This window comes from Streptomyces sp. 2P-4 (assembly GCF_030167965.1).
Classification (GTDB): domain Bacteria; phylum Actinomycetota; class Actinomycetes; order Streptomycetales; family Streptomycetaceae; genus Streptomyces; species Streptomyces globosus_A.
Genome location: NZ_CP095011.1, coordinates 5,043,292 through 5,068,872 on the forward strand (window position 1 = coordinate 5,043,292; position 25,581 = coordinate 5,068,872).

A 25,581-nucleotide genomic window follows, 5' to 3' on the forward strand; every position below is an offset into this window, starting at 1 on the left:
CCGTGCCCGGGCGGTTCGCGGCGGCTGCCGTCAGCCGATCTTCCCGCTGAACTTCACGCTCTGCATGAGCGTGCCGGGGGAGATGTCGGCGCTCAGGCTGGTGGTGCCCTCGGGGACCTCGAAGACGACCACGCCGCTGGCCGACTGGCCCGGCAGGATGTCGCCCCTGATCAGCTTCGGGACATCGCCGTCGAAGACGAGCTTGGCGGTCATGCCCTTGTCGTCGCGGACGTTCGGGACGGCGTAGATGACGTTGTGGTTCTCGGCCGACCCGTTGGTGATGGTCAGCGTCATCTGGACCGCGTTGCCGACGTCGGAGTAGCGGTTCTTCGTCTTGTACGGCTTCGGCTGCGACAGGCTCACCTTGATCCCGTCCGGGTAGGCGAACGTCTCGCCGAACGGCAGCGGGGAGGTCATGCCGGGCACGTCGCTGCGGGACGGCGCCGGGGTCGGCCGTCCGGGGCGCGCCGGCCACGGGTCGTCGGACCCGAACTCCTCCGGGTCGATCTCCAGGCCGTCCGCGTCCGGCTCCGGCCAGGAGTCGATCTCCCGCTCGATGCCGTGGCGGGCGCTGTCGACGAGCCGCTCGGTCAGGAAGTAGCCGCCGACCGAGCAGAGGAGGCCGAGGAGGCCGAGGGCCGTGCCGGCGACGGCCATGGCCTTGCGGCCGGCCCCGGCCGAGGCGCGCTTGATGCCGCCGAGGCCCGTGCCGACGGCGATCAGGCCGAGGATGCCGCCGCCCCAGAAGAGGAGCGGGACCGGGCCGAAGAAGATCGCGCAGGCGCCGAGGACGAGGGAGGCCACGGCGAGGCCGTTGCCCTCCTGGACGGGCGCACCCCAGGGCCCGGTGCCGCCGGCACCGTGGTACGCCCACGGGTTGCCGGGCGGGACGGGGGCGCCGGGCGGGCCGGGCGGGAGGTGCGCACCGCCGGGGGTGCCGGGGGCGGCGTAGCCGTGAGCGGCGAAGGACGGGGCGGCGTAGCCCGGGGCGGCGTAGGCCTCCGGGGCCGGGGCCGGGGCCTGGGCCGGGGCCGGGGCCGGGGTCGCGGGCTGGGGCGTCTGGGCCGGGACGGCCGCCGCGGGGGTGGCGGGCGGCTGCGCCGCCGGAGACGGCTCGCCCGGCGCCGCTGCCTCCGGCGCGGGCGCGGGCGCCTCGGCGGGTGCGGGCGCCTCGCCGGGGGCGGGCTCCTTCCGCAGGGACGGCGCGGCAGGGGCCGCCGCCTCGGCTGCGGGCGCCTCGGCCGGGGCCGCCGACTGCGGCTCCGGAGCCGGGGCGGCGTCCTTGCGGAGGGACGGCGCTGCGGGTGCCGTCGGGGCGGCGGGGGCCTCCGGGGCCTCCGGGCCCTCTTCGCCGGGCTCCGGAGCCTTCCGGAGCGACGGCTTCGCGGCGGGTGCAGGCGTGGGCTCCGCCTCCGGCCGGTGAACGGATGTGCCCTCGTGCTCCGGCTCCGAGGGGGTGCCGGGCGGGTTCGGAGGCGTGCTCATGGAGTGGGGGTTGTCCTCGCGTCATGCGGTCTGATGATCCGAAAGACTGCCATGGGGCGGGATGCCCGCCAAACGAGTTCCCCGCGGGGCGGGGCGGTGTGGCCCGCCGCACTCGGAACGCAGGCAACGCATTCGCCCCGCCGCACGTCTTCCAGGCCGTGGAGCCACCCCCGGAGGGACACGGCGCCTGCACGGCGGCGACGCGCACGACCGGCGCGGCGGCTGCCGCCGCAGCGGCGCCGACGGGTGGCCGGGGGAGTGCGGCGGGGAGCGGATCCCGGCGCGCCCGTACCCGGGCCGGCATCCGCGCAGATTACGGGGACCGCAGTCTTGAGGATGATGTAGACATGGCGATACGGGCTGAAAAGCGTACGAACCATGACCGGCGCGCGGAGCGCACGACCCACACGTGGCGCGCGGGCCACACACGGCACACGGCACGCACAGGGCACGCGCATCAGGCAGGCCAGGCAGGCCAGACGGGCCGCTCCGGCCCTGCGCGGCCGCTGGAGCCCGCCGCGGCGCCGGCCACCCCCGCGACGCCCGGGAGCCCCGCGGCCGGGTCGGCCCGGTCGGGCCGCACCTGGCTCGTCGCCCTCCTCGTCGGCCTCGGCGCGGCCGCGTACACGGCCTGGGTGCTGGAGGTGGTGCTCTCCACCGGCCTCAACCCCATCGAGACGTACGTCAGCGAGCTCGCCGCCCAGGACCAGCCGCTCGGCGGCCTCTTCCGCGCCACCGACTTCACCGCGGGCGTCCTCGCCTGCACCGGCGGCCTGCTCGCCCTCCTCCGGCTGCGCAGCCACCCCGAGTCCCGCCGCTTCTGGTCCGTCACGGGCTGGGCCGGTGTCACCCTCTTCGGCGCGGCGACCGCCGCCGACGCCTGGCTGCCGCTGAGCTGCACGCCCACCGCCGACCCGGTGTGCGCCGCCCGCGAGACCGCCGGGCTCGTCCCCGCCACGCACCAGGCCCACGCCGTCAGCAGCAGCCTCGCCATGACCGGCGCCCTCGTCGGCATCATCGCCCTCACCGTCGCCGCCCGCCGCTACGGCATCCTCGCCCCCCTCGCCGCCCACGGCCCCGCCCTCGTCGTCCTGGAGCTGATCGCCACCGTCTGGACGCTGGCCGCCATAGCGATGTTCACCGCCGGCCGCGGCACCTGGGCCCTCGGCGCCGGGCAGCGCCTCCAGGTCCTCCTCGTCGCGCTGTGGCTCGGCCTGCTGGCCTGGTCGGTGCACAAGGAGCGGCGTACGTGACGTCCGAGGCGCACGAGACGTACGGGACGCGCGAGCACCGCTTCGTCCGCGTCGACGGCACCGCACTGCACGTCGTCGTCGACGGCACCGGGCCGCCCGTCGTGCTGAGCGCCGGGCTCGCCATGGCCTGGTTCGACTGGGATCCGGTCGCCGCGCTGCTCGCCGCCGCAGGCCGCACCGCCATCCGCTTCGACCGCCCCGGCCACGGGCTGAGCGGCCCCGCGACCGCCCCGCCCACCGCCGCCGGCGAAGCCCGCCGCATCGCCGGGCTGCTGGACGCCCTCGGCCTGGCCGGCACCCCCGCCACCGTCGCCGGGCACTCCCTCGCCGCCTTCCACGCCGAGGCCTTCGCCCGCCTGTACCCGCGGCGCACCGCCGCCCTGGTCCTCCTCGACGGCAGCGTCGAGGAACACCCCCGCACCCTCCTGCCCTCCGCCCTGCGCACCGGTGCCGCCCGCGCCGCGGGCCGCGCCCTCACCGCCGCCGGGCTGCCAGCCGCGCTCGGCCCCGCCGCCCGCCGGGCCGCCGTACGCCTCTCCCGGACCGGCGGCGCCGACCCCGCGCCCCGGGACCTCGTACGCCGCTGCTACCGCACCGGCCGGGTCTGGCGGGGGGCGCTGCTGGAGAACTCCCGCTACCCGGACATGGCCGCCGAGGTCCTCGCGCTGCGCGCCCGGCACCCGCTGGCCGCCCCGACGACGGTCCTCGCCGGCGACGACGGCTCCGGGAGCCGGGCCGCGGCCCGCTGGCTCGCCCGGCAGCAGGCGCTCGCCGCCGAACTCGGCGCCCGCTTCGAGGCCGCCGAGCCCGCGGGCCACCTGGTCATGCTGGACCGGCCGGAGCAGGTGGCCCGGGCCGTCCTCGGCGCCCCCGCCGGTCAGCGGCGGGCGTAGACCTTCTCGACGAAGCCCGCGAGCTGCTCGTCCGGCAGGTGCTGCGCCAGGTCCGCCTCGCTGATCATGCCGACGAGGCGCTTGTTCTCGATGACCGGCAGGCGCTTGATCTGGTGGGACTCCATCTCGTCCAGGACGGCGGAGACGTCCGCGTCCGCCGCGATCCAGCGGGGCGTGCCCTCGCACAGGTCGCCGCAGGTCACCTGGGCCGGGTCGTGGCCGATCGCCACGCACTTCACGACGATGTCGCGGTCGGTGACGATGCCGCACAGCCGCTCGTCCGCGTCGCTGACGGGCAGCGCGCCCACGTTCAGCCGGCGCATGAGCTCGGCGGCCCGGTCCAGGGTCTCCGTCGCCGGGATCCACTGGGCCCCGGGGTGCATGATGTCTGCCGCGGTGGTCATGGCGTCAACCTCCTGAGCATGCCGTTGCGACGGCCGGCGCGGGCGCGCCGCGCGCCCGCCACGGAGCCCCGGCGGGGCCGGCCGGTGGGTCGGAGGGCCGCACGTGGCGCCCTCCCACCCACCGTACGGGCGCGCCCCGTCACCCGCGCGGCGCAGCCCCGCGGGCCCGGAGCATGTCCGCCATCAGCGTCAGCTCGGACTGCTGGGCCTCGACCATGCCCTGCGCCAGCGCCCGCTCGGCCGGCGTCGCGCACTGCACGGCGCAGCCGCGGGCCATCGCCACACCGCCCTTGTGGTGGTCGGTCATCAGCTGGAGGAACAGCACCTCCGCGTCCCGCCCCTGCGCGGCGCCCAGCGCGGCGATCTCCTCCTTGGTGGCCATGCCGGGCATCAGCGCGCCCGGCTTGGCCGGGACGCCGTCCACGGCGTGGCCGCCGTGAGCGCCGCTGCCGCCGGCGGATGCGGGGGCGGATGCGGAGGCGGGGGCCATCCAGGACATCGGCGGCTCGCCCGCCAGCACCTTCGGCAGCCCCCACAGGTCCAGCCAGCCCAGCAGCATGCCGCGCTGGTTCGCCTGCGTGTTGGCGATGTCGTAGGCGAGGCTGCGCACCGCCTCGTCCTGCGTGCGGTCCCGGACCAGGAACGACATCTCCACCGCCTGCTGGTGGTGCACCGCCATGTCCCGGGCGAAGCCCGCGTCCGGCGAGTACAGGGCGGGTGTACGGGCGGCGGCTCCGGCGGTGCGCCCGCCGCTCGCGGCGGCGACCGTGGCCGCCACCGCGAAGAGCAGGGCGAGCAGCACCGCGGAGCCGGCCGCCCGGTACGTACGCCTCACTTGCCGGCCACCCCCATCGTGCAGGCCGCGCCCGGCTCGGGCGTCTGCGGGCCCTGCACGTACTTGGTGAAGAACTGCTTCACGCGCGGGTCGGAGGCGCTGTCGACGGTGACCTGCTTGCCCCATGCGCTCAGCATGATGGCCCCGGACTGGTCGGCGACCGGGCTCATCAGCGAGTACGGGGTCTTCTCCACCGTGCGGGAGAGCTCGGCGACGTCCGCCGCGGACGCCTTGTCGTTGTACGTCACCCACACCGCGCCGTGCTCCAGGGAGTGCACGGCGTTCTCGCGCGGCACGGGCTCCTTGTAGACGTCGCCGTTGCAGTTCATCCAGCGCGGGTGGTGGTCCCCGCCGACCGGCGGGTTCATCGGGTACGAGACGGGCGTCTCGACGTGGTTGCGGCCCAGCGACTTCGCGTCCCAGGACTGCTCGGCTGCCACGGGGGTGGTGCGGGCGGTCTCGGCCTCGCGGGCCGCCGCCTTCTCCTCGGCCTTCTGCTGCAGCAGCACCCAGGCGCCGAAGCCGACGAGGCCCGCGACGAGCGCCGTCGACACCGAGATCGCGAGGATCTTGTTGCGGCGCTCGCGGGCGCGTTCGGCGCGGCGCATCTCGGCTATGCGCGCCTGGCGGGAGGGGTTGGGGGTCGGGTTGGTGCCAGCCATGTGACCTGATTCCTTCGTGAGCGGGGTGGGGGTGGGTCCGGCGGGGCGCGGGGCGTCCGTCGGCCGCGGCGCGCCGGGGTCCGTCAGGTCCGCAGCACTTGGAGGGCGTGGAGGTCGGGTGCCCGGGCCGGGGCGTCGTACGGGCGGGCCCCGCGCCCTGCGGCGGCGTGCCAGGCCGGATCCGCGGCCCCCGGGGTGACGGGGAGCGCGGGCGGCGGGGCGGGCAGGACACCGGGGGTGACCTGCGAGAACGGGGAGCAGCCGGGCCGGTGCCCCGGATCCGCGCACACGGCGTGCGGGGGTCCGGGGAGCGCGGCGCCGGCGGCGGCAGGGGTCGCCGGGGCGGCGGCGGAGACCGGCGGGGCGTGCGGCGGCTCGCCGGGGCGCACGCACAGCAGCAACGCCCCGAGCAGCACCGACAGGGCCACCGCGAACACGGCACGCCGGGGCGGGCGGCCCGCGCCGCGCCCCCTCCGTATGTCCTCCCGGCCCCCCATGGCGGCAGATGGTAGTGGCCAGGACACCCCGGCGGTCAGTGCAGGGGTGCCACGAGGTTTCGATGGTGCGTAATGTGGCGGAAACCGCGGCTGGCGATACTGGGTCCGCCCGCCCCCGCGCCCACCCCTGACGGCGGTGGTGCACAGGCCGTCTGAACTGCGAGGATGAAGGCATGGACAAGCAGCAGGAATTCGTCCTCCGGACGCTCGAGGAGCGCGACATCCGCTTCGTGCGCCTGTGGTTCACCGACGTGCTGGGCTTCCTCAAGTCCGTCGCGGTGGCGCCGGCCGAGCTGGAGCAGGCCTTCGACGAGGGCATCGGCTTCGACGGCTCGGCCATCGAGGGCTTCGCGCGGGTCTACGAATCCGACATGATCGCCAAGCCGGACCCGGGCACGTTCCAGATACTGCCCTGGCGCGCGGAGGCCCCCGGGACGGCCCGGATGTTCTGCGACATCCTCATGCCGGACGGGTCGCCGTCCTTCGCGGACCCCCGCTTCGTCCTCAAGCGGATCCTCGCCAAGACCTCCGACCTGGGCTTCACCTTCTACACGCACCCGGAGATCGAGTTCTTCCTGCTGAAGGACAAGCCGCTGGACGGCTCCCGTCCCGTGCCCGCGGACAACTCCGGCTACTTCGACCACACCCCGCAGAACGTCGGCATGGACTTCCGCCGGCAGGCGATCACCATGCTCGAATCGATGGGCATCTCCGTCGAGTTCAGCCACCACGAGGGCGCCCCCGGCCAGCAGGAGATCGACCTGCGCTATGCCGACGCCCTGTCCACCGCCGACAACATCATGACGTTCCGCCTGGTCATGAAGCAGGTCGCGCTGGAGCAGGGCGTGCAGGCCACCTTCATGCCGAAGCCGTTCTCCGAGTACCCCGGCTCCGGCATGCACACCCACCTGTCGCTCTTCGAGGGCGACCGCAACGCCTTCTACGAGTCCGGCGCCGAGTACCAGCTCTCGAAGGTCGGCCGCTCCTTCATCGCGGGCCTGCTCCGGCACGCGGCGGAGACCTCGGCGGTCACGAACCAGTGGGTGAACTCGTACAAGCGCATCTGGGGCGGCTCCACCCGCACGGCCGGCTCCGGCGGCGAGGCCCCCTCGTACATCTGCTGGGGGCACAACAACCGCTCGGCGCTGATCCGCGTCCCGATGTACAAGCCGGGCAAGATGGGCTCCTCGCGCATCGAGGTCCGCTCCATCGACTCGGGCGCCAACCCGTACCTGACGTACGCGGTCCTGCTGGCGGCGGGCCTGAAGGGCATCGAGGAGGGCTACGAACTCCCGGCCGGCGCCGACGACGACGTCTGGGCCCTGTCGGACTCGGAGCGCCGCGCGATGGGCATCGAGCCGCTCCCGCAGAACCTGGGCGAGGCGATCTCCCTGATGGAACGCAGTGAACTGGTCGCCGAAACCCTGGGCGAGCACGTCTTCGACTTCTTCCTGCGCAACAAGAAGCAGGAGTGGGAGGAGTACCGCTCGGAGGTCACGGCCTTCGAGCTCCGCAAGAACCTGCCGGTGCTGTAGCCCGAACGCGGCGGGCGCCCCGCCCGGCACCGAGGGCCGACGTCTGCGCAGCGTCGGCCCTCGGCCGTTCAGGCCTCGGAGTCGATCACGCCGCTGGCGACCACGATGGAGGCCACGTCGCCGGTCCTGGTGCGGCCCAGCCAGACGACGCCGCGGATTTCGACCCCGAACGTGACCAGGTCGGCCTGCTGCGACTCGTCGCGCACCCGGTTGCACCAGCCGGGGAGTTCTTCGGTGTCGTGCAAGCCCCAGTGGCCGTTCACGAACGTGCGGAACGGCTTGCACAGAGTCGTCCACGCACCCGCGTCTGCGAAGCAGCCGACATTGGCATCGGCACAGAAGCCGATCATGTCCCCCGGCTTCAGCTCATCGACGTCCTCGCCGACGCCGAGGGCCATTTCCCACCCGGCCACGGGCTCGTCGCTGATGCACAGGCGGGTCGCGGCGACGTCGACGCCGTCGCACTGCTCGCCCATGAACTCGTACGGGCCCGCAGTCCAGGCGATCTCCATGCGGTAGCTGCCCGGAGGAATGCGCACCGCCAGCTCGCGCGGGGGTCGCGTCGGCTGCCCCTGTTCGTACGCCCACATGTCGTCGTCGTCCCAGGGCGCATCGACGACCAGCCGGCCGCTGGGAACCCGCAGGGAGGCCACTTCCTCGATCCGTGTCACGACGACGGGCGTCGTCGGATCGTCGTACACCGTCCCCATCTGCGTACCGGGTGCGAACACCGCCTCCAGGAACCAGGCGGCCTCGGGCCCCGCCGCCAGCCGCGGGTCTGCAACCCATTCCATGCCCCACCCCTTCTCGCCGCCCGCCTGGGCGGCCAACCGAAAAGTACGCGGGCCCGCTGACAACGGCACCCGCCGCCGGGGCGCGGGAGCTACGGCTGCGCCTGTCCCGTGTTGCTCGGGCCTATCGGCTGCCAGGGGGTCAGGTACGCCTTCGGGGTGTCCGGGGAGGACGTCGCGTACAGGCGGGCGTCCAGGCCCATCACCGCCAGGTTGACCGTGGTGCCGTTGCCCGTGACCGCCGCCGAGGGGTCGCCCACGAAGAGCAGGGGGGAGCGTTCCCAGGGGCGGCCCTCGCCGAGTTCCGCGCCGAGGTGGCCGCCGGCCGAGCGGGCCGCCAGGACGTGGCCGCCTGCGGCGACCGCGCCGAAGCCCTGGAGGCCGCCCAGGTCGGTGAGGCCCCGTACCGCCGGTGTGCCGTCGGGGGTGGTCGTCGCGAGGGCGGTGCGGACGTCGCCCGAGCCCGGCTTGCGCAGCCACAGGCGGACTCCGCCCTCGCGGGCGTCCGCCGTCAGCGGGAGGGCCGTCTGGGGGAGGCCCGTCGGGGTCGCCGGGCCCAGGGGTGCGCCGGGGGCCGGCTGGGCCCAGGCCGTCACCGAGGCCGCGGTCGCCGCGAAGACCATGCGCCGGCCCGCCGCATCGGCGGCCGCCACCGGGGTGCCGAGCAGGCCGGCGCCGCCGTGGGCCTCCCAGGGGCCCCAGGTGCCGTCCGCCCGCTGCTCCCGCCCGCGCAGGGTGTGGCCGCCGTCGCGTACGTACGCCGCCAGGCGGCCCGTGCCGTCCGCGGACACCGCGGGCGCGCTGATGTCGGAGGTGCGGTCCGCATCGGACGCCTCCGGGGTGCCCAGCGACTGCCATGCGCCGAACTCCCGTGCACCGGGGGCGCGCTGTACGGCGTACACGACCTCGCGCCGGTAGTCCGACGGCTGCTCGCCGAGCGTCGTGCGCGTTGCGAAGGCCGAGATCCGCCCGTCCGGGAGGGTGACCGTGGACACGCCCGGGTCCATGCCGGTGCCCGGCAGCAGGTGCGGCCCGCTCCACGGGCCGATCGGGCCGGCCCGGTGCCAGAGCGCGACCTGCCCGTCGAGTACCTGGAACGCCCACAGGCCGTGCTGCCGGTCGGAGGCCAGCCAGGAGGTGCCGGAGCCGCGGGCGTGGTTGATGGTGGAGGTCCAGTTGTTGCCGGCGGGGTGGTCCGCGACCTTGAGGTCGCCGCAGCCGGCGCTGCTGCCGCAGTGGTTCTCGCGGTCGACCCAGGCATAGACGTCCATGATGTCCAGCTTGTCCGCGGATGTCTGCGGGTCGAGGGTGCCGGGCAGGGAGCCGTTGGAGTAGCCGAGGTAGTTCTGCACGGCGAAGTGCGGCCGGCCCTTGACCTCGGCCGCGTACGCGGCGAGGGCCGCCTGGGCGAAGCGGGCGCCGTAGAAGTGGTCCTGGTGGTCGGTGAACCGCCCGGTGGCGGGGGTCCGGCCGGGGGTGGGGTCCTGGATGCGGACGGTCGTCGGCCGGTAGCGGTCGAGGATGCCGGCGAGGGTGCGGACGAGGTCGTCGCGCGAGTAGGCGTACGGCTCGGTGACGGGGCTGCCGGAGGCGAGCACGGACTCCAGGCGGGGGGCCTTGCCGTCCCAGAGGCCGCGCAGGCTGTCGGGGGCCTCGGCGTGGACGGTGCCGGCCTCGCGGAGCTGCAGCCAGACGAGGTGGACCTCGGGCCGGGCGACGAGGACGTCGACCTCGGCGCGGCCGCCGCCGCGGGTGGGGACGGACGTGCGCCTCCAGGCGCTGGTGCGGTCGCCGGTGGCCATCTTGGCGTAGGCGGCGCGGATGCCGTTCTGGCGGGCCTCGGCGTACGCGCGCTTGTCGGGGCGGGCGGAAGCGCGCCCGGCGGCACCGGCGTTGACGCCGTCGGCCTCGCCGGAGGTGAGGTAGACGGACGTGATGCTGTGGCCGGTGCCGGCGGACAGGGAGTGCCGCAGCTCCGGGTTCATGAAGTACAGGTCGTCGTCGGGGTGGGCGACGATCTGGACGACGCGTCCGGGGTCGGGGGCGGCGGCGGGTACGGCCGGGGCCTTGGCTGCCGAGGGGGCTGCGGGGGCGGTGGCGAGGCCGGTGAGGGCTTCGTTCCCGCGGAGCAGGAGCATCGTGCCGGCGGTGACGGCCGCGCAGAACCCGACGGCCTTGACGACGCGGCGCGCGACGCGGCGCGTGGTGGCGGCCTGGGCGTGGGCTTCGGCCTGCTCGTGGGCGTGGGCGTCTGGGGTCGCCGCGGTCGAGGCGCCGGGTGCGGTGGTGGCCGCCGCCGCCGGGGTGGCGGGCCGCCGCGGGCCGTGGACGGCGCGGCCGTCCCGCTGTACGGGGATGCCGGGCCGGCCGCCCGCCTCTGCGGGGGCGGCGCCTTCGCCGTCTGCTGTCGCGTCGCCGGTGTGGGCGGCGGCGCCGCTCCCGAACGCGTCGTCGGGGGCGCCGTAGCCGTGCTCGGGTGACGGAACCCACTGGCTCGGTATGTCTGTTGTGCTGGATATGTCCTGCTGGTGGCCGGGTCCGCTCGGGGCGGTACCGAGGGATTGGGCGTCGGGCCGGCCGACCGCGGGCGCGACCCCGCCCGGCAGCCCGGCGGCCTCCCGGCCCGGCGCCTGCCCGGGCACCCGTGCCGGCGCCTGACCGGGCAGCAGCCGGTCCCGGGCCCCGCCCGCATCCGGGTGCGGGCGGGCACCCTCGGGGCCCGGGGCGCCGTACGGATCGGCGTGCGGGCACGGGGCCGTCGGGGGCTGCGCCTCCGGCCCGCGCTGCGGCGCGGCCTGCGGGGGCAGGCCGCGGCCGCCCTCGGGGCGCGGGCCCGGGATCGGGTGCGGGCGCGGGTGGCCCGGGGCCGGGGCGGCGTGCGGGTGCGGGGATGTTGGGGGCTGGGGCTGGGGCTGGGGCTGGGGCTGGGGTTGCGGGTGTGATTCTGCTCGCAGGGGCTGGGGCCGGCTGCCCGCGGGGCGCGGGCCCGCGTGCGCGTACGGGCCGGGGTGCACGGATGCGGGCTGCCCCGGCTGCGATCCGGCGTGCGGGGGCAGGGTTCGGCTGCCGTCCGGGCTCGGGTCCGGGTGCGGGCGCGGGCTCTGGCGCGGTGCCGGGGCCGGGACCGGCTGACCGGGGGGTGGTGGCGTGTGCCGTCCGGCCGCCTCCACCGTGCCGGACCCGGCCGCATCCGCCGCGTCTGCCCCGGGCGCTGTGGCATCGGTCACCCGGGTGCCGGTCCGGGTCCCGACCTCGGCCGCCTCCTCCGCCGCCCAGGCCCCCGCTCCGGCGGACGCCGCGCCGCCCGCAGGGCGGCGGCCCGGGCCGGGGTGGTGGTCGGGCATGGGGGTCCTCTTGGGCGGGTCCGTTCGGCGCGCGGAAGTCCCGCGGGGCGGGGGCGGGCGTCAGCGGATCGGCGGGCGGGCGTCGGTGCGCGCAGGCGGGCACGGCGCCGGGGCGGGTGGCCCGGCGGCGGTTCCTGCGCAGGGGATTCGGCGGGGTTTCCGACGGTCTGGCCTGCGGCATTCCTCGGATAACCCGACAATTCCGCCTCATGATACGCGCCGGGTGGGCCCGTGAGTCGAACGCCTGCTCCGGCTAGGCTCCCCTCCAAGGCATACGAGGTCAGTCGGCACAGCGGCGTGAACGTGCGCGGGAGGCAGCGGGATGACGGTCCCCGGACGCAGGAGCAGTACCTTCATGAGGCTGCTCCGCAGCGGCTTCACCGACCCGTCGGCCGCGGCCGCGCTGCTCGACTCCGACGCGCTGGCCGCCGTACGCAACGACCCGGTGCTCCTCGACGCACTCGGCGCGACCGCCGACCCCGACCTGGCCCTGCGCGGCCTGGTCCGCCTCGCCGAGGCCGAGGGCGAGTCCGGCCGCCGCGTCCTCCTCGACACCCTCCTGCGCTCCAAGCCGCTGCGCGACCGCCTCCTCGGCGTCCTCGGCGCGTCCGAGGCCCTCGCCGACCACCTGGCCCGCCACTCCGCCGACTGGCACGCCCTCGAAACGTACGAGCCCGCCGACCTGCACCCCGGCCTCGCCGACTTCGAGCAGTGCCTCGCCGACGCCCACGACCCCGTACGGCTGCGCGTCGCCTACCGCCGCTGCCTGCTGTCGATCGCCGCCCGCGACGTCTGCGGCACCATCGACGTCGCCGAGACCGCCGCCGAGCTCGCCGACCTCGCCACCGCCACCCTCCGCGCCGCCCTGCGCATCGCGACCGCCGCCGCCCCGGAGGACGCCGCGCAGTGCTGCCTCGCCGTCATCGCGATGGGCAAGTGCGGCGGCAACGAGCTGAACTACGTCTCCGACGTCGACGTCATCTTCGTCGGCGACGCCGCGAACGGCGCCGACGAGTCCGCCGCCCTCCGCGCCGCGACCCGCCTCGCCTCCCACCTGATGCGGATCTGCTCCGAGACCACCGTCGAGGGCACCATCTGGCCCGTCGACGCCAACCTGCGCCCCGAGGGCCGCAACGGCCCCCTCGTCCGCACCCTCTCCTCCCACCTCGCCTACTACCAGCGCTGGGCCAAGACATGGGAGTTCCAGGCGCTCCTCAAGGCCCGCGCCGTCGCCGGCGACCCCGACCTCGGCGCCCAGTACGTCGAGGCCATAACGCCGCTCGTGTGGCAGGCCGCCGAGCGGGAGAACTTCGTCGCCGACGTGCAGCACATGCGCCGCCGCGTCGTCGACAACATCCCCGCCGCCCACGTCGACCGCGAGCTGAAGCTCGGCCCCGGCGGGCTCCGCGACGTCGAGTTCGCGGTGCAGCTGCTCCAGCTCGTCCACGGCCGCAGCGACGCCACCCTGCACTCCCGCACCACCCTCGACGCCCTGCACGCCCTCGCCGCCGGCGGCTACGTCGGGCGTACGGACGCCGCCCAGCTCGGCGACGCCTACCGCTTCCTGCGCGCCATGGAGCACCGCATCCAGCTGTACCGGCTGCGCCGCACCCACCTCGTCCCCGAGGGCGAGGCCGACCTGCGCCGCCTCGGACGCTCCCTCGGGCTGCGCACCGAGCCCGTCGCCGAGCTCAACCGGGCCTGGCGCCGCCACGCCTCCGTGGTCCGCCGCCTGCACGAGAAGCTGTTCTACCGGCCGCTCCTCGACGCCGTCGCCCAGCTCGCCCCGGGCGAGACCAGGCTCTCCCCGCGCGCCGCCGGCCAGCGCCTGGAGGCCCTCGGATACGCGGACCCGGCCGCCGCCCTGCGCCACCTGGAGGCCCTCGCCTCCGGCGTCACCCGCAAGGCCGCCATCCAGCGGACCCTCCTGCCGGTCATGCTGGGCTGGTTCGCCGACTCCGCCGACCCCGACGCGGGCCTGCTGAACTTCCGGAAGGTCTCCGACGCCCTCGGCAAGACCCCCTGGTACCTGCGCCTCCTGCGCGACGAGGGCGCCGCCGCCGAGAACCTGGCCCGCGTCCTGTCCGCCGGCCGCCTCGCCCCCGACCTGCTGATGCGGGCCCCCGAGGCCGTCGCCCTCCTCGGCGACCCCGAGGGCCTCCAGCCGCGCGCCGCCGACGCCCTGGAGCAGGAGGTCCTCGCCGCGGTCGGCCGCGCCGACAGCGCCGAAGCCGCCGTCACCTCCGCCCGCGGGGTGCGGCGGCGGGAGCTGTTCCGCACCGCCGCCGCCGACATCATCGGCTCGTACGGTACGGAGGACAGCCCCGCCGAGACCGACCTCGGCGCCCTCGTCGACCGCGTCGGCCGGGCCGTCACCGACCTCACCGCCGCCACCATCGGCGGGGCCCTGCGCGCCGCCGTCCGCGACCAGTGGGGCGACACCCTCCCGACCCGGTTCGCCGTCATCGGCGTCGGCCGCTTCGGCGGGCACGAGCTCGGCTACGGCTCCGACGCCGACGTCCTGTTCGTCCACGAGCCCCGCGAAGGCGTCGACGAGCAGGACGCAGCGAAGGCCGCCCAGGCCGTCGTCGCCGAGATGCGCAGGCTCCTGCAACTCCCCACCGCCGACCCGCCGCTCCTCATCGACGCCGACCTGCGCCCCGAGGGCCGCTCCGGGCCGCTGGTCCGCACCCTCGCCTCGTACGCCGCCTACTACCGCCGCTGGTCCCTCACCTGGGAGAGCCAGGCCCTCCTCCGGGCCGTGCCGGTCGCAGGCGACCCGGACCTCGGCCGCCGCTTCATCGACCTGATCGACCCGCTGCGCTACCCCGCCGAGGGACTCGGCGACGACGCGGTCCGCGAGATCCGCCGCCTGAAGGCCCGCATGGAGTCCGAACGCCTGCCGCGCGGCGCCGACCCCACCCTCCACACGAAGCTGGGCCGCGGCGGCCTCAGCGACGTCGAGTGGACCGTGCAGCTGCTCCAGATGCGGCACGCGTGGGCCGAACCGGGCCTGCGCACCACCCGCACCCGCGAGGCACTGGCCGCGGCCCACGCGGCCGGCCTCATCGGGACGGAGGAGGCGCAGATCCTGGACGAGGCGTGGGTCCTGGCCTCCCGCGTCCGCAACGCGGTCATGCTGGTCCGCGGCCGCGCCGGCGACACGTTCCCGACGCAGACCCGCGAACTGGCCGCCGTCGGCCGCTACCTCGGCTACGCGGAGGGCACGGTCGGCGAAATGCTGGACGACTACCGCCGCACCACCCGCCGCGCCCGCGCCGTCGTCGACGACCTGTTCTACGGCGGCTAGCGACCTGGCTCCGAGACCCGTATGAGCAGTGTCCTAGTGTCTGCCGGATGGACAACACGATGCACTTACCGCAAGAAGACCTGGAACTGGTCGAGTTCGCCCGGCGCATTGTCGAGGCGAACGGCGACGGCGAGGCGCACACCGTCGGGGCAGCCGTGCGAGACGCGCAGGGCCGGATGTTCGGCGGCATCAACCTCTACCACTTCACGGGCGGACCCTGCGCGGAGCTGGTGGCGCTCGGGCACGCGCGGGCCGAGGGAGCACGCGACCTGGCGGCGATCGTCGCCGTCGGCGACAGGGGCCGCGGGGTGCTCGCGCCGTGCGGCCGGGACCGGCAGATCCTGCTGGACCACCACCCGGGCATCCGCGTCCTCGTGCCGGTGGCGGACGGAATCCGCAGTGTCGCGATCACCGACCTGCTGCCCCACGCGTACGTCTGGGAGGAGCAGTCCGCAGCGCCCGACGGGGCGCCGGACCCGGCTGCGACGCAGATCCTGTACTTCCACCGCACGTACCTCGATGCCGTACGCGCCGGGCGGAAGACGTCCACGGTGCGTTTCCGCGACCCGGTGGAGCCGGGCCCGGTGAACATGGTGTTCGAGCTGGACGAGGACGTGGTGGTGCCGGGCGCGGTCACGCAGATCACGTCCAAGAGCGTCGCCGAGCTGACCGAGGCGGACGCCGTCGCCGACGGCTTCCGGGACCTCGCCGAGCTGCAGGACAGGCTGCGGTTCCACTACCCGGACATCAAGCCGACCGACGACGTCTCGGTCGTCCACTTCCGCCTGGCGCCGTGACCCGCCCGGGTTGGCCGCGCAGGGCCGACTGCGTGTCGTAGCGGCCGCCGGGAGGCCCGGCCTCCCGACGGACCGCCGCCTTCGGGCCCGTTGCCCGGGCCCTGTGGCCGTGAGTCCTACCTGACACGGCTCTGACCCTTACAGGAAGTACATCCCTACGCCCTTGCGGACGCACACCTGGAGGACAGAGATCAGGTCGCGCAGCTGTCTTTCCTGATATCGCATGTCGGGGTCTGAGTTCGCACCCGGAAGCCAGTCCGGAAGGATTTCCTCAATGCGCGGCAACATTGCTGCACACTCTTCCGCCGTCAAGTCCCTTCCGTGGTCGTCCGGGTGATTGAGCAGCGGTTCGAGTACCGTACGCACGTCACTCCAAGGGATGTCTCCGCCGAATCCCTGCATGCCACCCAGGGAAAAGCCCCATCTCTGCAAGGTTTTCGCGAGCCAGGGATGAGGGGATTTGTGCGGATGCCCGGCGAGTCCAGGTGAGGTGGGCCGTGTGGCCCAGCGGGTCGGTGATCGTGGTCGGGCGGCCGAACGCGTCGTGCGCGTAGGCGGTCGTCCCGCCCAGCGGGTCCGTGGCCGAGACGATCCGCCCTGCCGGGTCGCAGCGCACTGTCGTGGTGTTGCCCAGGGCGTCCGTCACCGAGGAGAGGTGGCCGCGGATGTCGTACGCGAAGTGTGTCGTGGCGCCGGACGGGTCGGTCACCGAGGTGCGGTTGCCGTGTTCGTCGTACGTCTGGCGGACGACCCTGCCGTCCGGGCTCTCCACCAGGACGGGAAGGCCGAGTTCGTTGTACTCGGCGCGCGACCGGCGGCCGTCCGGGCGGGTCAGGGTGGTCAGGCGGCCGGCCTGGTCGTAGGCGAGGCGGGTCGTGCGGCCCAGCGGTACGCGTCAACAGCCGCTGCGGCGGGCTGTGTTGCGGCCTGGGCGCGCAGCGCGCCCCATTCCTCGTCGAACCCCACCCCGAAGCCTTCCAGCAGCCATCCGAACCGCGTCCCCCCGCAGTCCTTTGCAATCGAACGTGATGCTGCATGATGCGCTGGTGTGCGCCCTGTTTTGCTCTTCCGACACGCACAGAATCAGACAGATTTACGGATCCGGGTCGCCCCGTGCGCGCCGGCCCGGGCCGTTGCCCCGGACAGGGCCTGATCCCGCCTTGAACGGCGGGAAACCTACCCCGGGGCGTTCGCGAGCCATCCGGTGGCGTCCGCGACCTCGCGCGCTATGTCGACCACGGCACGCCCGTCGGTCACCACCCGCAGTGTGTCCGGGGGTGCCTGCTCGTCCAGGATCCGTGCCTTGCGGGCGCTGCCCGCCAACTCCTGCTCCAGCTCCGAGCCCACTTCCCGGCCGGTGAGGCGCTGACGGGCGGTGGCGTCGGAAGCGGTGAGCACCACCCGCACCATCCTCACGTCCGCGCCCATGGCACGCCGGAACATCTCCTCGTTCTCGGACAGAACGCTCACCGTCTGCGTGTAGATCAGACGGCGGTAGCCGAGCTCGGCGTAGTTCGACCAGAGCGCCGTCAGGTTGCGCTCGGCGATCTTCCTGCGCCGTGGGTCGCCCTCCGGGGCCGGATGGGCCTGCCCCATGAAGTCGCCTTCGATCACACAGTGGGCAACCGCCGCCGCACGCAGGAGTGTTGAGACCTCCCATCCGACCGTCGTCTTGCCGACGCCCGCGCGCCCTCCGATGAGCAATACCTCTGCCTGGTCCATGACGGCACCCTGCCACCGGGCAGGCGGGCTGCGCGAACCGGTGTGCGGATCGGCGCGCCGGGCCCCTACCCGCGCCCGCCTGCGGTGGTGGTACGGGCCACCGGGACCCACAGGTGGGCCGTCGCCTGGGGCGGCTCGGAGTCCGGCGCTGTGACGCGGAGGATTTCCGGGCCGGGGCGGTATTCGTACGGGTTCGACGGCATCCAGTGGGCCGCCACGTCGGCCCACATCTGCTGGAGCGCCTGCGGGAACGGGCCGGTGTTCTCGAAGACCGCCCACGTGCCCGCCGGGCACTCCAGCACGTCCAGGTCCTCGGGCGGCGTCTCGGCCGACGTCGCCGCCGCGTGGTAGTAGTCCAGGTCGGCGCCCTCCTCGAAGCCGTCCGACACGCGGACCGTCGCCGACACCACGCCCCGCGGCTCCTGGTCGGACAGCGCCGCGATCCGCTGCACCGTCTCCGGCGGAATGCTGCGGATGTGCTCGGCGATGTGCGGGTTGGCCCCCTCGTGGATCAGCGGGACGCGGGCCTTCCTGCCCACGATCCGGAACGCTTCCTTCTCGACGATGCGGTACCGCATGGTGCTGCTCCCTTCGACGGTGAGGCGGAAGGAGAGCCGGGGCTGCGCGTTCAGGGCCGCGCCGGCGCGCCGGGCCTCGCCGGGGCCGACGCCGTGCACGGCGCGGAACGCCCGGGCGAACGCCTCGCCCGAGCCGTAGCCCCAGCGGACGGCGATCTCCAGCAGGGACGGCGTCCCGGCGAGTACGTCGGCCGCTGCGACGGTGAGCCGCCTGCGCCGGACGTACTCCGACAGCGGCATCCCCGCCAGCGACGAGAACAGCCGCCGGAAGTGGTACTCCGACGTCGCCGCGATCCGGGCCAGTTCGGACACGTCGACCTCCCGGTCGAGGTGGTCCTCGATGTACCCCATGGCCTGGTTCAGCCGCTCCAGCACCCCGGCCCTCCTTTCCTTTCCACCGCCACGCTAGGGGCGCCCCGGCCTGCCGCACCCGACATCCCGTGCCCGTTCCGGTCGGGTGCGGGGGTGGGGGCCGCCGCCGGCTTCCCGATCGGACTGCCGATGCTGCCCGGCGGTACCTGGTGCCGTGCGGTCCGGGCCGCGTATCCAGGAGGGGCCCGTCCGCCGCCCGTCCGTGAGGATCCGATGCGCTCTCCTACGCCCGTACCCGGCCATGACGGCGCCGTGCGCTCCGCTCCCGTGTGGAGCCCGGCCCGCAGTGCGGCGCCCCCGCCGGCGGGGGCCGCCCTGGCCGTTCTCCAGCGCGCGGCCGGCAACGCCGCCGTCGTGCAGATGCTCCGCCGGTCCGGGCACGCCTGGGCGCAGGCGCAGCGGTCCGTCGCCGATCCGGGGACGCACCGGCACGGCGCGGGCTGCGGGCACGCCGCCGAGGAGGCGCCCGCTGCGGTGCAGCGGTCCGCGGTCCACGACGTGCTGCGGTCGGCGGGCCGGCCGCTGGAGGCGGGCGTGCGCGCCGACATGGAGGCCCGCCTGGGCGCCGACTTCGGGGACATCCGCGTCCACGACGACGCCGCGGCCCGCCGGTCCGCCGCCGAGATCGGGGCCCGCGCGTACACCAGCGGCAGCCATGTCGTCATCGGGGACGGCGGCACCGACCGGCACACCCTCGCGCACGAGCTGACGCACGTCATCCAGCAGCGCCGGGGCCCCGTCGCCGGTACCGACAACGGGGCGGGCCTGAGCATCAGCGACCCGGGGGACCGCTTCGAACGCGAGGCGGAGGCCAACGCGGTGCGCGCGATGGCGTCCGTCCCGTCGCCGGTACGGGAGGCGCCTGCGGCCGCGGGGCCGCCCGCCGCGGAGGGGTCGGGCCCGGCTCCGGTGCAGCGCATGAACGCGGCCACCGCGGCTCCCGCCCCCGCCCCCGTCCTGCCCGGCCAGGTTCCGGCCCCGGCGCCTGCCGGGCCCACGCTGGACAGGATCGAGTTCGGGGGCGGCATCGCGTTGCAGGGATTCCAACTGACGACGTGGGAGTCGCATTTCCCCCTGACGGCGAACCTCACGTACCGCACGACGGACACCCCGTCCGCCATCGTGGCGGTCTCCCATCTCGGGGCGTCGGCCGCGCGGGTGCAGTTGCAGGCGTGGTCCGGGAACCAGCAGGTCGGCGAATCCTCGTTCGTCGCGCCGATCCCCGGTCAGAACCTCTTCGCGGTGTCCCAGCTGAGGCTGCCCGTGAACGGCGTCGGCACCGCCGTGCACGGCGTCTCGTGGAGGCTGGCCCGCGAGAACACGCCCGGTCCCGGTCAGGAGGTCGACACCACCCATCACGAGGTCCACCGCCTGTTCGGCTTCCCACAGACGCAGGCCCGCGCCGACGCCGTGGTGGCGGCCATGGGCATGCTGGCCGGGGAGACCGACGCACAAGCGGTGGCTACGGCACTGCGCCGTTCCCTCCGGGCGCGGGTGCAATACGACCCCTCCGACCCGATCAACGACGATCCGCTGACCGTCCTCACCGACGGGCGGGGCGTGTGCGCGGACTACGCCAACCTGCTGGTCCTCCTCGCCCAGACGGTCGGCCTGCCGGCGAACACGGTCATGGTCTGGGGCGGGTTCTTCGCGAACGACCAGATGGTGTGGGCCGGCGGTGTCGGCAACATGGTCAACCTGACCAACGTGCAGGCCCTCGACACCCAGTGGCACCCGGGCCAGGCCCAGCAGGGCTGGGACTTCCAGTACCACGCCATCGCGCGGGTCGCCGGGGCCCTGCACGACGCGGCCCTGGACCGCGAGGGATTCGACGGCCAGGCCGTCCACGCCGGCCAGCGGGTCGCCTTCCACCGGTTCGGTCCCGGTGACGTGCTGCCCGACGCGGCGGAGGGCGCGCCCTACACGTGGCTGATCCCCCGTGAGGAGGAGACGGTGGCGGTCACCTCGCAGGACTACGGCGACCAGGCGCAGGCCGCGTTCCCGGCGCACGTCCTGGAGATCCCCCCGAACATGCCCGGGACGTACTTCGCTCCCGTGCTGTCGCTGGAGGCGGGCGTACTGCCGCCGGGCCTCTTCCTGGAAGCGACCGGGATGATCCGGGGAACGCCGACGCTCTTCGGCGCGTACGCCTTCACGGTCAGGGCGGGAGCCAACGGCCCCACCCGGCAGTTCACGCTGACGGTATGGCCCTCGTGACCCCCGCCGACGTGATCGCCCGCGACCACCTCCCCGGCGGCCACTCCCTGGACGGCCTGGCCATGCCGCCGCCCGTGCCCGTGCCCTCGCGGCGGTCGCTGCTCGGTGGCGCGCAGCTCGTCGTGCCTCCGCCGGAGGGGGTGCGGATCGACGGGCCCGAGGTGCTGCGGCGGGCCGCCGCCGAGCTGGCCGGGCTCCTCGGTGTCGGGTTCGGGCCGGATCCGGTGGCGTCGATGGCCCTGTACGACGGCCTGGTCTCGCCGGAGCTGCGGGAGCGGTTCTCGGCGCCCGGCTTCGCGCTGCGCTGGGACCGCCCGCGGGAGGGCTTCGCCTGGCTGGCGGTGCGGCTCGGCGCCTGGCAGGTGCAGGCCTGCGGGGAGCCCGGCGTCCTGTCCTGCGTGTCGTTCCACCGGCCGTGGGAGGGCCAGGAGCAGGCGGCCGGGCTGCGGGCGCTGCTCGCGGAGGCGGCCCCCGCCCTGGACACCACCGGGCTGCGGGATGTCACGCGGGCCTACGCGCACGGGGTGTTCGACGAGGCCTGGTCGGCACCGGAGCTCCGACTCCGCTGCGGCTTCCGGCAGACCCTCCGCAGGGACGGCTCCGCGGCCGGACCGGCGTACGTCCTCCGGGTGGACGCGGGTCCGGGCTGCCGTGAGTGGCCGGGCCCGTGAGCCGCGCCTGCCGGCCGCCCTCCCCGGCGGCGGGGAGGGTGTCCCATGCGTTCGCCGAGTGGGCGATCAGGAGGACGCGGCGGCCGTCCGGCCAGATGCATGGGTCAGTAACGAGCAAGCGGCTCGGCTTCCTGTGGCCGGGTGATCCGTCGCGGCGGCCCTGTCGCGGCCCGTGGGGTTGCGGTGGGGGTCTGCCCACCGGGTGCGCGGGCGGCCTGCCGTCTGGCGAGGCGGGGGAGGCTGGGCGCCGGATGCCTGCTCAGACAGGGGTCGACTGGAGTGGGTGCGGCATGTTCCAGCCCTCGGCGAGTCTCGACGGGTGAACGTTGCGTCCCCCGCCGAAGAACTCGCAGAACTTCATGATCAGCGGGTCCCAGCCGAGCGGGTCCACGTAGTGCGTCCCCGGGATGACCAGGTCCTCCTCGACATGGGCGCGAAGGACCTCGACCTCGAAGGCGGTGGCGTGCGGTTCGAGACCGCCGAAAGGATGGACCGAGACGACCCTGCATTCCAGCTGGACCGGGCACTCCGCAACCCTCGGGGCCCGTACCAGGTCCGATGCCTGTTCGGTCAGCTGTGCGGTCGAGAACTTGTCCGGCTCGTGCCGGTACCCCTGCTTCGCCTTGTAGTCCGGCACGGCCGGCTTCCCGGTGGTGAGCGCGATCCGGTCGACGGCATCGACCATCGCCGACGAGGGCAGGTTGAGCACGCACTCACCCTCCCGCAGCAGGTTCGCCGTGGTCTGGGCGTTGTTGCCGAGACCGAGCATGCAGGACTGGCCCAGCCACCACGCGGAGGACATCGGCATCAAGTTCGGCGTGCCGTCCTTGTTGAGTGAGCTGATCAGCACCACCGGAGTTCCGAAGTACAGGACCTTGAGCCCGGGGACGACATGCATGCGCTACGCCTTTCGCGGAGTGCCGGACGGACAGGCTCGCGATCAGGAACACGAACCATCGCTGACTCTCTCGTGAGCGAACCCACCGACACTGGCGGAAATGCGACCTCGCGTTCGGGACGAGTGGAACGGTCCTCCGTTGACAGGCCGGCGTTGATCACCAGGAGGCGGCCGTCTCGGGCACCCCGGAGGGGAGGAGGGGGCGGAGTGCGCCGACGACGGCGTCGATGCAGGCGTCGCGTGGTTCGGTGCGGTGGCAGGTCTCCCGGTCGAGCCAGTCCACGCAGAGGACTTGGACGAACACCAGCCACGCCTTGAGCACGGCGGACACGGCGTCGCGGGTGCGGTCGTCGGCCAGGGGGGAGGGCGTCGAGCTCGTTCGTCATTCCCTGGCGGTGCACGGCCGGCCGCACTGGTTCCAGCTCGTGCTGACGGTGATCGAGCTGGTGTTGCCGCTCCTCTGGTTCTGGCTCGCCCCGGCCGACGAGCGCGCGGCGGCGACTGCGGACGGGCCGCGGACCGGTGCGGGCGCGGCCGTGCGGCCCCCGGCTGAAGCCTGACGCGTCAGGCGGCCGCGCGGCGGGTACAGGGCGGGCATTCGCCCGGGGTGGGGGAGCGGTGGGCCTTGTCGCAGGTCGGGCAGGTGCGGAGGGGGTGGAGGACCCGGTCGGGGCCGACCGCGCCCACCCGCGGCGTGGAGGGCAGGCGGGCGGGGGCCAGTTCGCGGATGCGGTGGAGGAGCAGGCCGTACGGGGAGTGGATCGGCGCGAGGGGCAGCCCGTTGGTGAGGGAGGCGCTGACGGCGGCCACGGGGAGCCCCTGGTCCAGCCACTCCGACACGGCGGGCGCGAGGCGTTCCACGTCCCGGTTCGAGAGGACCAGTCGCGGGTCGCGCAGCCGCAGCCGGCCGAGCAGGTCGTACGCCTCCGGGCGCGCCGGCCGGGCCGCCTCCCTCCCGGGGGCGGGATCCGGGTCAGCCTCCTCCCCGTCGGCGGCGGGGGCCGGCTCCGGCTGCGGGGCGGCCTCCTGCGGGCGGGCCGCGGCGGGCTCCAGGGGTGCGGTCTCGCGGGCGGGGCGGGCCTCCGCCCACAGTGCGGGCGGGTTGTTGTACGACTCCGTGAAGGCCACGACCCGCCCCGATGCCGCGCGCTCCCGGCGGCGGCGCAGGTAGCCGTGGTGCTCCAGCTCCCGCATGGCGGCGGCGATGCGCACCTCGCCCTCCGGGAAGCGCCCGGCCAGGCTCTTGATGGTGACGCTGGCGCCGCTGGGCAGCGACTGGATGTGCACGGCGAGACCGATCGCCGTCAGGCTCAACTCGCGGTGCTGGGCGAGATGGTTGCCGACCTTGACATACCGCCGGGTGTGATCGCGGTTGATGTGCCGGATGCCCGCCGTGGGGCACGCGGGCGCGCTAGGCTGCTGGTCAGCCATGGGGAAGGTCCTGCTTCCACTGTGGTCAGGCCCTCGGTTCGGGATGGCAGTCCCGGTCGAGGGCCGTTCGCGTTTCTGGGGTTGTGAGGGAATCGTGCACCGGGAATTGGCCTATTTGCCAGCGGGGTTGGGGTGATTCACCCGACCGGGTGAGAGGGGGAGGGGGGAGGTTGGGTGAGGTCGTTGTGCCTGTGGTTATGTCTTTAGGTGTCGTGCGTCACCGGAACACGGTCTACCGGGTCGTGAGAACCTCGATCCGGTGAAAGCGGATTGCCGAAATCCAATTCCGCCCACACCGTTTTCAGCGGAACCGGCCCCCGGTCGGTTCCCCACCGCGAGGCGAGCGCGGACACCAGCAGCAGCCCGCGCCCGCATTCCGCCCCCGCATCCGGAACGGACGGCTCGCACCGCGGCACCGCCTCGGCCCGCGTGTCCGACACCTCGATACGCAGCGTAGGCCCGGGCCCCGTCCGCAGCCGCAACCGGAACCCCCGCCCCGGCACCCTCCCGTGCGTCACCGCGTTCGCGGCGAGCTCGGCGACGACCTGCGCCGCGTCCGCGAACGGAAGTTGATGTTCCAGTAGTTGGGAGGCGGTGAGGGCACGTGCGGCACGAGCGCCGCGCGGGGTCGCGGGGAGAGTGGCGACGAGGGAGATTTCCTGATTCACGTGACTCAGCGTGGCCGCCCGTGCGTAACCTGAACAGTGCCGATGCCGCTGTGTACGGCGGCTGTCCCCGGCGGTTGCGTGCTGTCCTGACGGTCCCCGCGGAGGTGGAAGTGAACACAGACGGCGCCGACGAGTCGAGCTGGGAACTCGACCCGGAGGACGAATCGGGGGCGGTGATCGCCGCGCTGGGGCGCCAGTTGAAAATGTGGCGCGAGTCCGCCGGCCTCGACCGTGCCAAGTTCGGCCAGCGGATGGGATACGGCCCGAACCTCATCTACAAGATCGAACGCGGCACCCGCATTCCCCGCCCGGAGTTCCTGGACAAGGCGGACGAGGTCCTTGGGGCGGGCGGGAAAATCGCGGCTATGAAGGCCGACGTGGAAAAGGCCCGCTATCCCAAGAAGGTGCGCGATCTGGCCGAATTGGAGGCGAAGGCGGTTGAGATCGGGGCCTACGACTGCGGTGTGGTGATGGGGCTGCTCCAGACCGAGGAGTATGCGCGTGCCCTCTACGGCATGAGGCGACCGGCGTACTCGGAGGACCAGGTTGATCGCCTGGTGATGGCTCGCCTGGCCCGGCAGAACGTCATCCAGGCACAACCGGCGCCGCTCCTCACGGTTGTGCAGGAAGAGACTGTGCTGCGACGTCCGATCGGGGGCAGGATGGTGTTGCGTCGCCAGCTCGAACACCTGTTGACCGTCGGCAGCCTGCGCAACGTGGAAATCCAGGTGATGCCGACGGCTGTTGAGGAGCACGCGGGACTTGCCGGGTCGCTCCAACTCATGCGTCTCAGGGACGGAACGACAGTCGGCCACAACGAAGTCCAGCTGGTGAGCCGCTTGATCACCCAGCCGAAAGAGGTTCAGATCCTGGACATGCGCTATGGCATGATCCGAGCACAGGCACTGACACCTCGCGAATCGCTCACGTTCATCGAGAAGCTACTAGGGGAGACATGAGCATCAAGCCGTCGGCCGAGAGCCTCTCCACCTTGACGTGGGTCAAGAGCAGCTACAGCACGAACGACGGGCCCGCATGCGTCGAAGTCGCCTGGACCAAGAGCAGCTACAGCGCCAGCAACAGCAATGAGTGCGTCGAGGTAGCCCACCTCACCGGCACCGTCCTCGTCCGGGACTCCAAGGTCCCCGACGGCGGTCGGCTCGCCGTGGCTCCGGCCGCCTGGGCGGGGTTCCTGGCATCCGCCGTTGTTTAGACGGC

Annotated in this window: 23 protein-coding genes and 1 pseudogene; 10 read left to right on the plus strand and 14 right to left on the minus strand. The window is 74.1% G+C overall.

The annotated features are described in order from the left end of the window. Positions 1-30 precede the first annotated feature (30 nt). A complete protein-coding gene (locus MUK52_RS22350; protein WP_284579469.1) occupies positions 31-1,485 on the minus strand; it encodes a DUF4352 domain-containing protein in 1,455 nt (484 codons plus the stop codon). 635 nt (positions 1,486-2,120) lie between these two features. On the opposite strand from MUK52_RS22350, the gene MUK52_RS22355 reads away from it, so the two are divergent. Beyond that, positions 2,121-2,738, plus strand: coding sequence for a DUF998 domain-containing protein (locus tag MUK52_RS22355; RefSeq protein ID WP_502963632.1), 618 nt, complete (start codon positions 2,121-2,123; stop codon positions 2,736-2,738). Beyond that, positions 2,735-3,631, plus strand: a complete 897-nt coding sequence (locus MUK52_RS22360; RefSeq protein ID WP_284579471.1) for an alpha/beta fold hydrolase — start codon at positions 2,735-2,737, stop codon at positions 3,629-3,631. Before MUK52_RS22355 ends, MUK52_RS22360 begins: the two co-directional genes overlap by 4 nt. Here MUK52_RS22360 and MUK52_RS22365 read toward each other — a convergent pair. The 4 genes from MUK52_RS22365 to MUK52_RS22380 all read right to left on the minus strand — a co-directional run bounded on the left by MUK52_RS22365 (position 3,616) and on the right by MUK52_RS22380 (position 6,029). Then, positions 3,616-4,035, minus strand: coding sequence for a CBS domain-containing protein (locus tag MUK52_RS22365; RefSeq protein WP_114057342.1), 420 nt, complete (start codon positions 4,033-4,035; stop codon positions 3,616-3,618). The genes MUK52_RS22360 and MUK52_RS22365 overlap by 16 nt on opposite strands. Positions 4,036-4,174: 139 nt before the next feature. Then, entirely contained in the window at positions 4,175-4,870 is a 696-nt protein-coding gene (locus MUK52_RS22370; RefSeq protein WP_284579475.1) for a DUF305 domain-containing protein, read from the minus strand. Further along, positions 4,867-5,532: a thioredoxin-like domain-containing protein gene (locus MUK52_RS22375; protein WP_114057341.1), complete on the minus strand. Its 666-nt coding sequence runs from the start codon at positions 5,530-5,532 to the stop codon at positions 4,867-4,869. The genes MUK52_RS22370 and MUK52_RS22375 overlap by 4 nt, the downstream gene beginning before the upstream one ends. Before the next feature lie 83 nt (positions 5,533-5,615). After that, entirely contained in the window at positions 5,616-6,029 is a 414-nt protein-coding gene (locus tag MUK52_RS22380; RefSeq protein WP_284579477.1) for a hypothetical protein, read from the minus strand. Between the two features lie 173 nt (positions 6,030-6,202). Here MUK52_RS22380 and glnA2 point away from each other — a divergent pair, with 173 nt between their 5' ends. Beyond that, complete coding sequence (gene glnA2 / locus MUK52_RS22385; protein ID WP_114057339.1) at positions 6,203-7,564, plus strand: gamma-glutamylpolyamine synthetase GlnA2; 1,362 nt, start codon at positions 6,203-6,205, stop codon at positions 7,562-7,564. A 68-nt stretch (positions 7,565-7,632) separates the two neighbouring features. On the opposite strand, the gene MUK52_RS22390 is transcribed toward glnA2, so the two are convergent. Both MUK52_RS22390 and MUK52_RS22395 read right to left on the minus strand, forming a co-directional pair. Continuing rightward, on the minus strand, positions 7,633-8,358 hold the full coding sequence (locus MUK52_RS22390; RefSeq protein ID WP_284579481.1) for a DUF4241 domain-containing protein: 726 nt from the start codon (positions 8,356-8,358) through the stop codon (positions 7,633-7,635). Positions 8,359-8,447: 89 nt separating this feature from the next. Continuing rightward, on the minus strand, positions 8,448-10,997 hold the full coding sequence (locus MUK52_RS22395; protein ID WP_284579483.1) for a PIG-L family deacetylase: 2,550 nt from the start codon (positions 10,995-10,997) through the stop codon (positions 8,448-8,450). Positions 10,998-12,021: 1,024 nt separating this feature from the next. Between MUK52_RS22395 and MUK52_RS22400 the strand changes: the two genes are divergently transcribed. Next, complete coding sequence (locus MUK52_RS22400; RefSeq protein ID WP_284579485.1) at positions 12,022-15,009, plus strand: bifunctional [glutamine synthetase] adenylyltransferase/[glutamine synthetase]-adenylyl-L-tyrosine phosphorylase; 2,988 nt, start codon at positions 12,022-12,024, stop codon at positions 15,007-15,009. A gap of 59 nt (positions 15,010-15,068) precedes the next feature. Continuing rightward, the gene (locus MUK52_RS22405; RefSeq protein ID WP_284579488.1) at positions 15,069-15,806 is read left to right on the plus strand and encodes an ASCH domain-containing protein; all 738 of its coding nucleotides are present in this window, start codon (positions 15,069-15,071) and stop codon (positions 15,804-15,806) included. A 367-nt stretch (positions 15,807-16,173) separates the two neighbouring features. Here the strand turns inward: MUK52_RS22405 and MUK52_RS22410 are convergent, their stop codons facing one another. The 3 genes from MUK52_RS22410 to MUK52_RS22420 form a co-directional block, all read right to left on the minus strand. Next, the gene (locus MUK52_RS22410) at positions 16,174-16,692 is read right to left on the minus strand and encodes a hypothetical protein (RefSeq protein WP_350206400.1); all 519 of its coding nucleotides are present in this window, start codon (positions 16,690-16,692) and stop codon (positions 16,174-16,176) included. A 290-nt stretch (positions 16,693-16,982) separates the two neighbouring features. Continuing rightward, positions 16,983-17,528 carry an AAA family ATPase gene (locus tag MUK52_RS22415; protein ID WP_284579491.1) on the minus strand — a complete coding sequence of 182 codons (546 nt, stop codon included), beginning with the start codon at positions 17,526-17,528 and terminating at the stop codon, positions 16,983-16,985. Between the two features lie 65 nt (positions 17,529-17,593). Beyond that, positions 17,594-18,481: an AraC family transcriptional regulator gene (locus MUK52_RS22420; protein WP_284579493.1), complete on the minus strand. Its 888-nt coding sequence runs from the start codon at positions 18,479-18,481 to the stop codon at positions 17,594-17,596. Between the two features lie 210 nt (positions 18,482-18,691). On the opposite strand from MUK52_RS22420, the gene MUK52_RS22425 reads away from it, so the two are divergent. Together MUK52_RS22425 and MUK52_RS22430 are read left to right on the plus strand one after the other, a co-directional pair. After that, entirely contained in the window at positions 18,692-20,695 is a 2,004-nt protein-coding gene (locus MUK52_RS22425; protein ID WP_502963589.1) for an eCIS core domain-containing protein, read from the plus strand. Beyond that, a complete protein-coding gene (locus MUK52_RS22430) occupies positions 20,683-21,366 on the plus strand; it encodes a hypothetical protein (RefSeq protein WP_284579495.1) in 684 nt (227 codons plus the stop codon). The genes MUK52_RS22425 and MUK52_RS22430 overlap by 13 nt, the downstream gene beginning before the upstream one ends. A gap of 259 nt (positions 21,367-21,625) precedes the next feature. Here MUK52_RS22430 and MUK52_RS22435 read toward each other — a convergent pair whose 3' ends face one another. Beyond that, positions 21,626-22,264: a flavin reductase family protein gene (locus MUK52_RS22435; protein ID WP_284579497.1), complete on the minus strand. Its 639-nt coding sequence runs from the start codon at positions 22,262-22,264 to the stop codon at positions 21,626-21,628. Positions 22,265-22,421: 157 nt separating this feature from the next. Continuing rightward, positions 22,422-22,625, minus strand: a pseudogene (locus tag MUK52_RS22440) (TetR/AcrR family transcriptional regulator); the annotation flags it as partial. On the opposite strand from MUK52_RS22440, the gene MUK52_RS33310 reads away from it, so the two are divergent. After that, complete coding sequence (locus MUK52_RS33310) at positions 22,579-22,824, plus strand: hypothetical protein (protein ID WP_472913138.1); 246 nt, start codon at positions 22,579-22,581, stop codon at positions 22,822-22,824. The pseudogene MUK52_RS22440 and the gene MUK52_RS33310 overlap by 47 nt on opposite strands. 4 nt (positions 22,825-22,828) lie before the next feature. Here MUK52_RS33310 and MUK52_RS22445 read toward each other — a convergent pair whose 3' ends face one another. After that, the gene (locus tag MUK52_RS22445) at positions 22,829-23,695 is read right to left on the minus strand and encodes a helix-turn-helix domain-containing protein (protein WP_284579499.1); all 867 of its coding nucleotides are present in this window, start codon (positions 23,693-23,695) and stop codon (positions 22,829-22,831) included. A 203-nt stretch (positions 23,696-23,898) separates the two neighbouring features. Next, positions 23,899-24,363 carry an ATP-binding protein gene (locus MUK52_RS22450; RefSeq protein WP_284579501.1) on the minus strand — a complete coding sequence of 155 codons (465 nt, stop codon included), beginning with the start codon at positions 24,361-24,363 and terminating at the stop codon, positions 23,899-23,901. Positions 24,364-24,473: 110 nt separating this feature from the next. On the opposite strand from MUK52_RS22450, the gene MUK52_RS22455 reads away from it, so the two are divergent. Together MUK52_RS22455 and MUK52_RS22460 are read left to right on the plus strand one after the other, a co-directional pair. Further along, positions 24,474-25,322, plus strand: a complete 849-nt coding sequence (locus MUK52_RS22455) for a helix-turn-helix domain-containing protein (RefSeq protein WP_114057321.1) — start codon at positions 24,474-24,476, stop codon at positions 25,320-25,322. Continuing rightward, a complete protein-coding gene (locus MUK52_RS22460; protein ID WP_114057320.1) occupies positions 25,319-25,576 on the plus strand; it encodes a DUF397 domain-containing protein in 258 nt (85 codons plus the stop codon). Before MUK52_RS22455 ends, MUK52_RS22460 begins: the two co-directional genes overlap by 4 nt. Positions 25,577-25,581 lie beyond the last annotated feature (5 nt).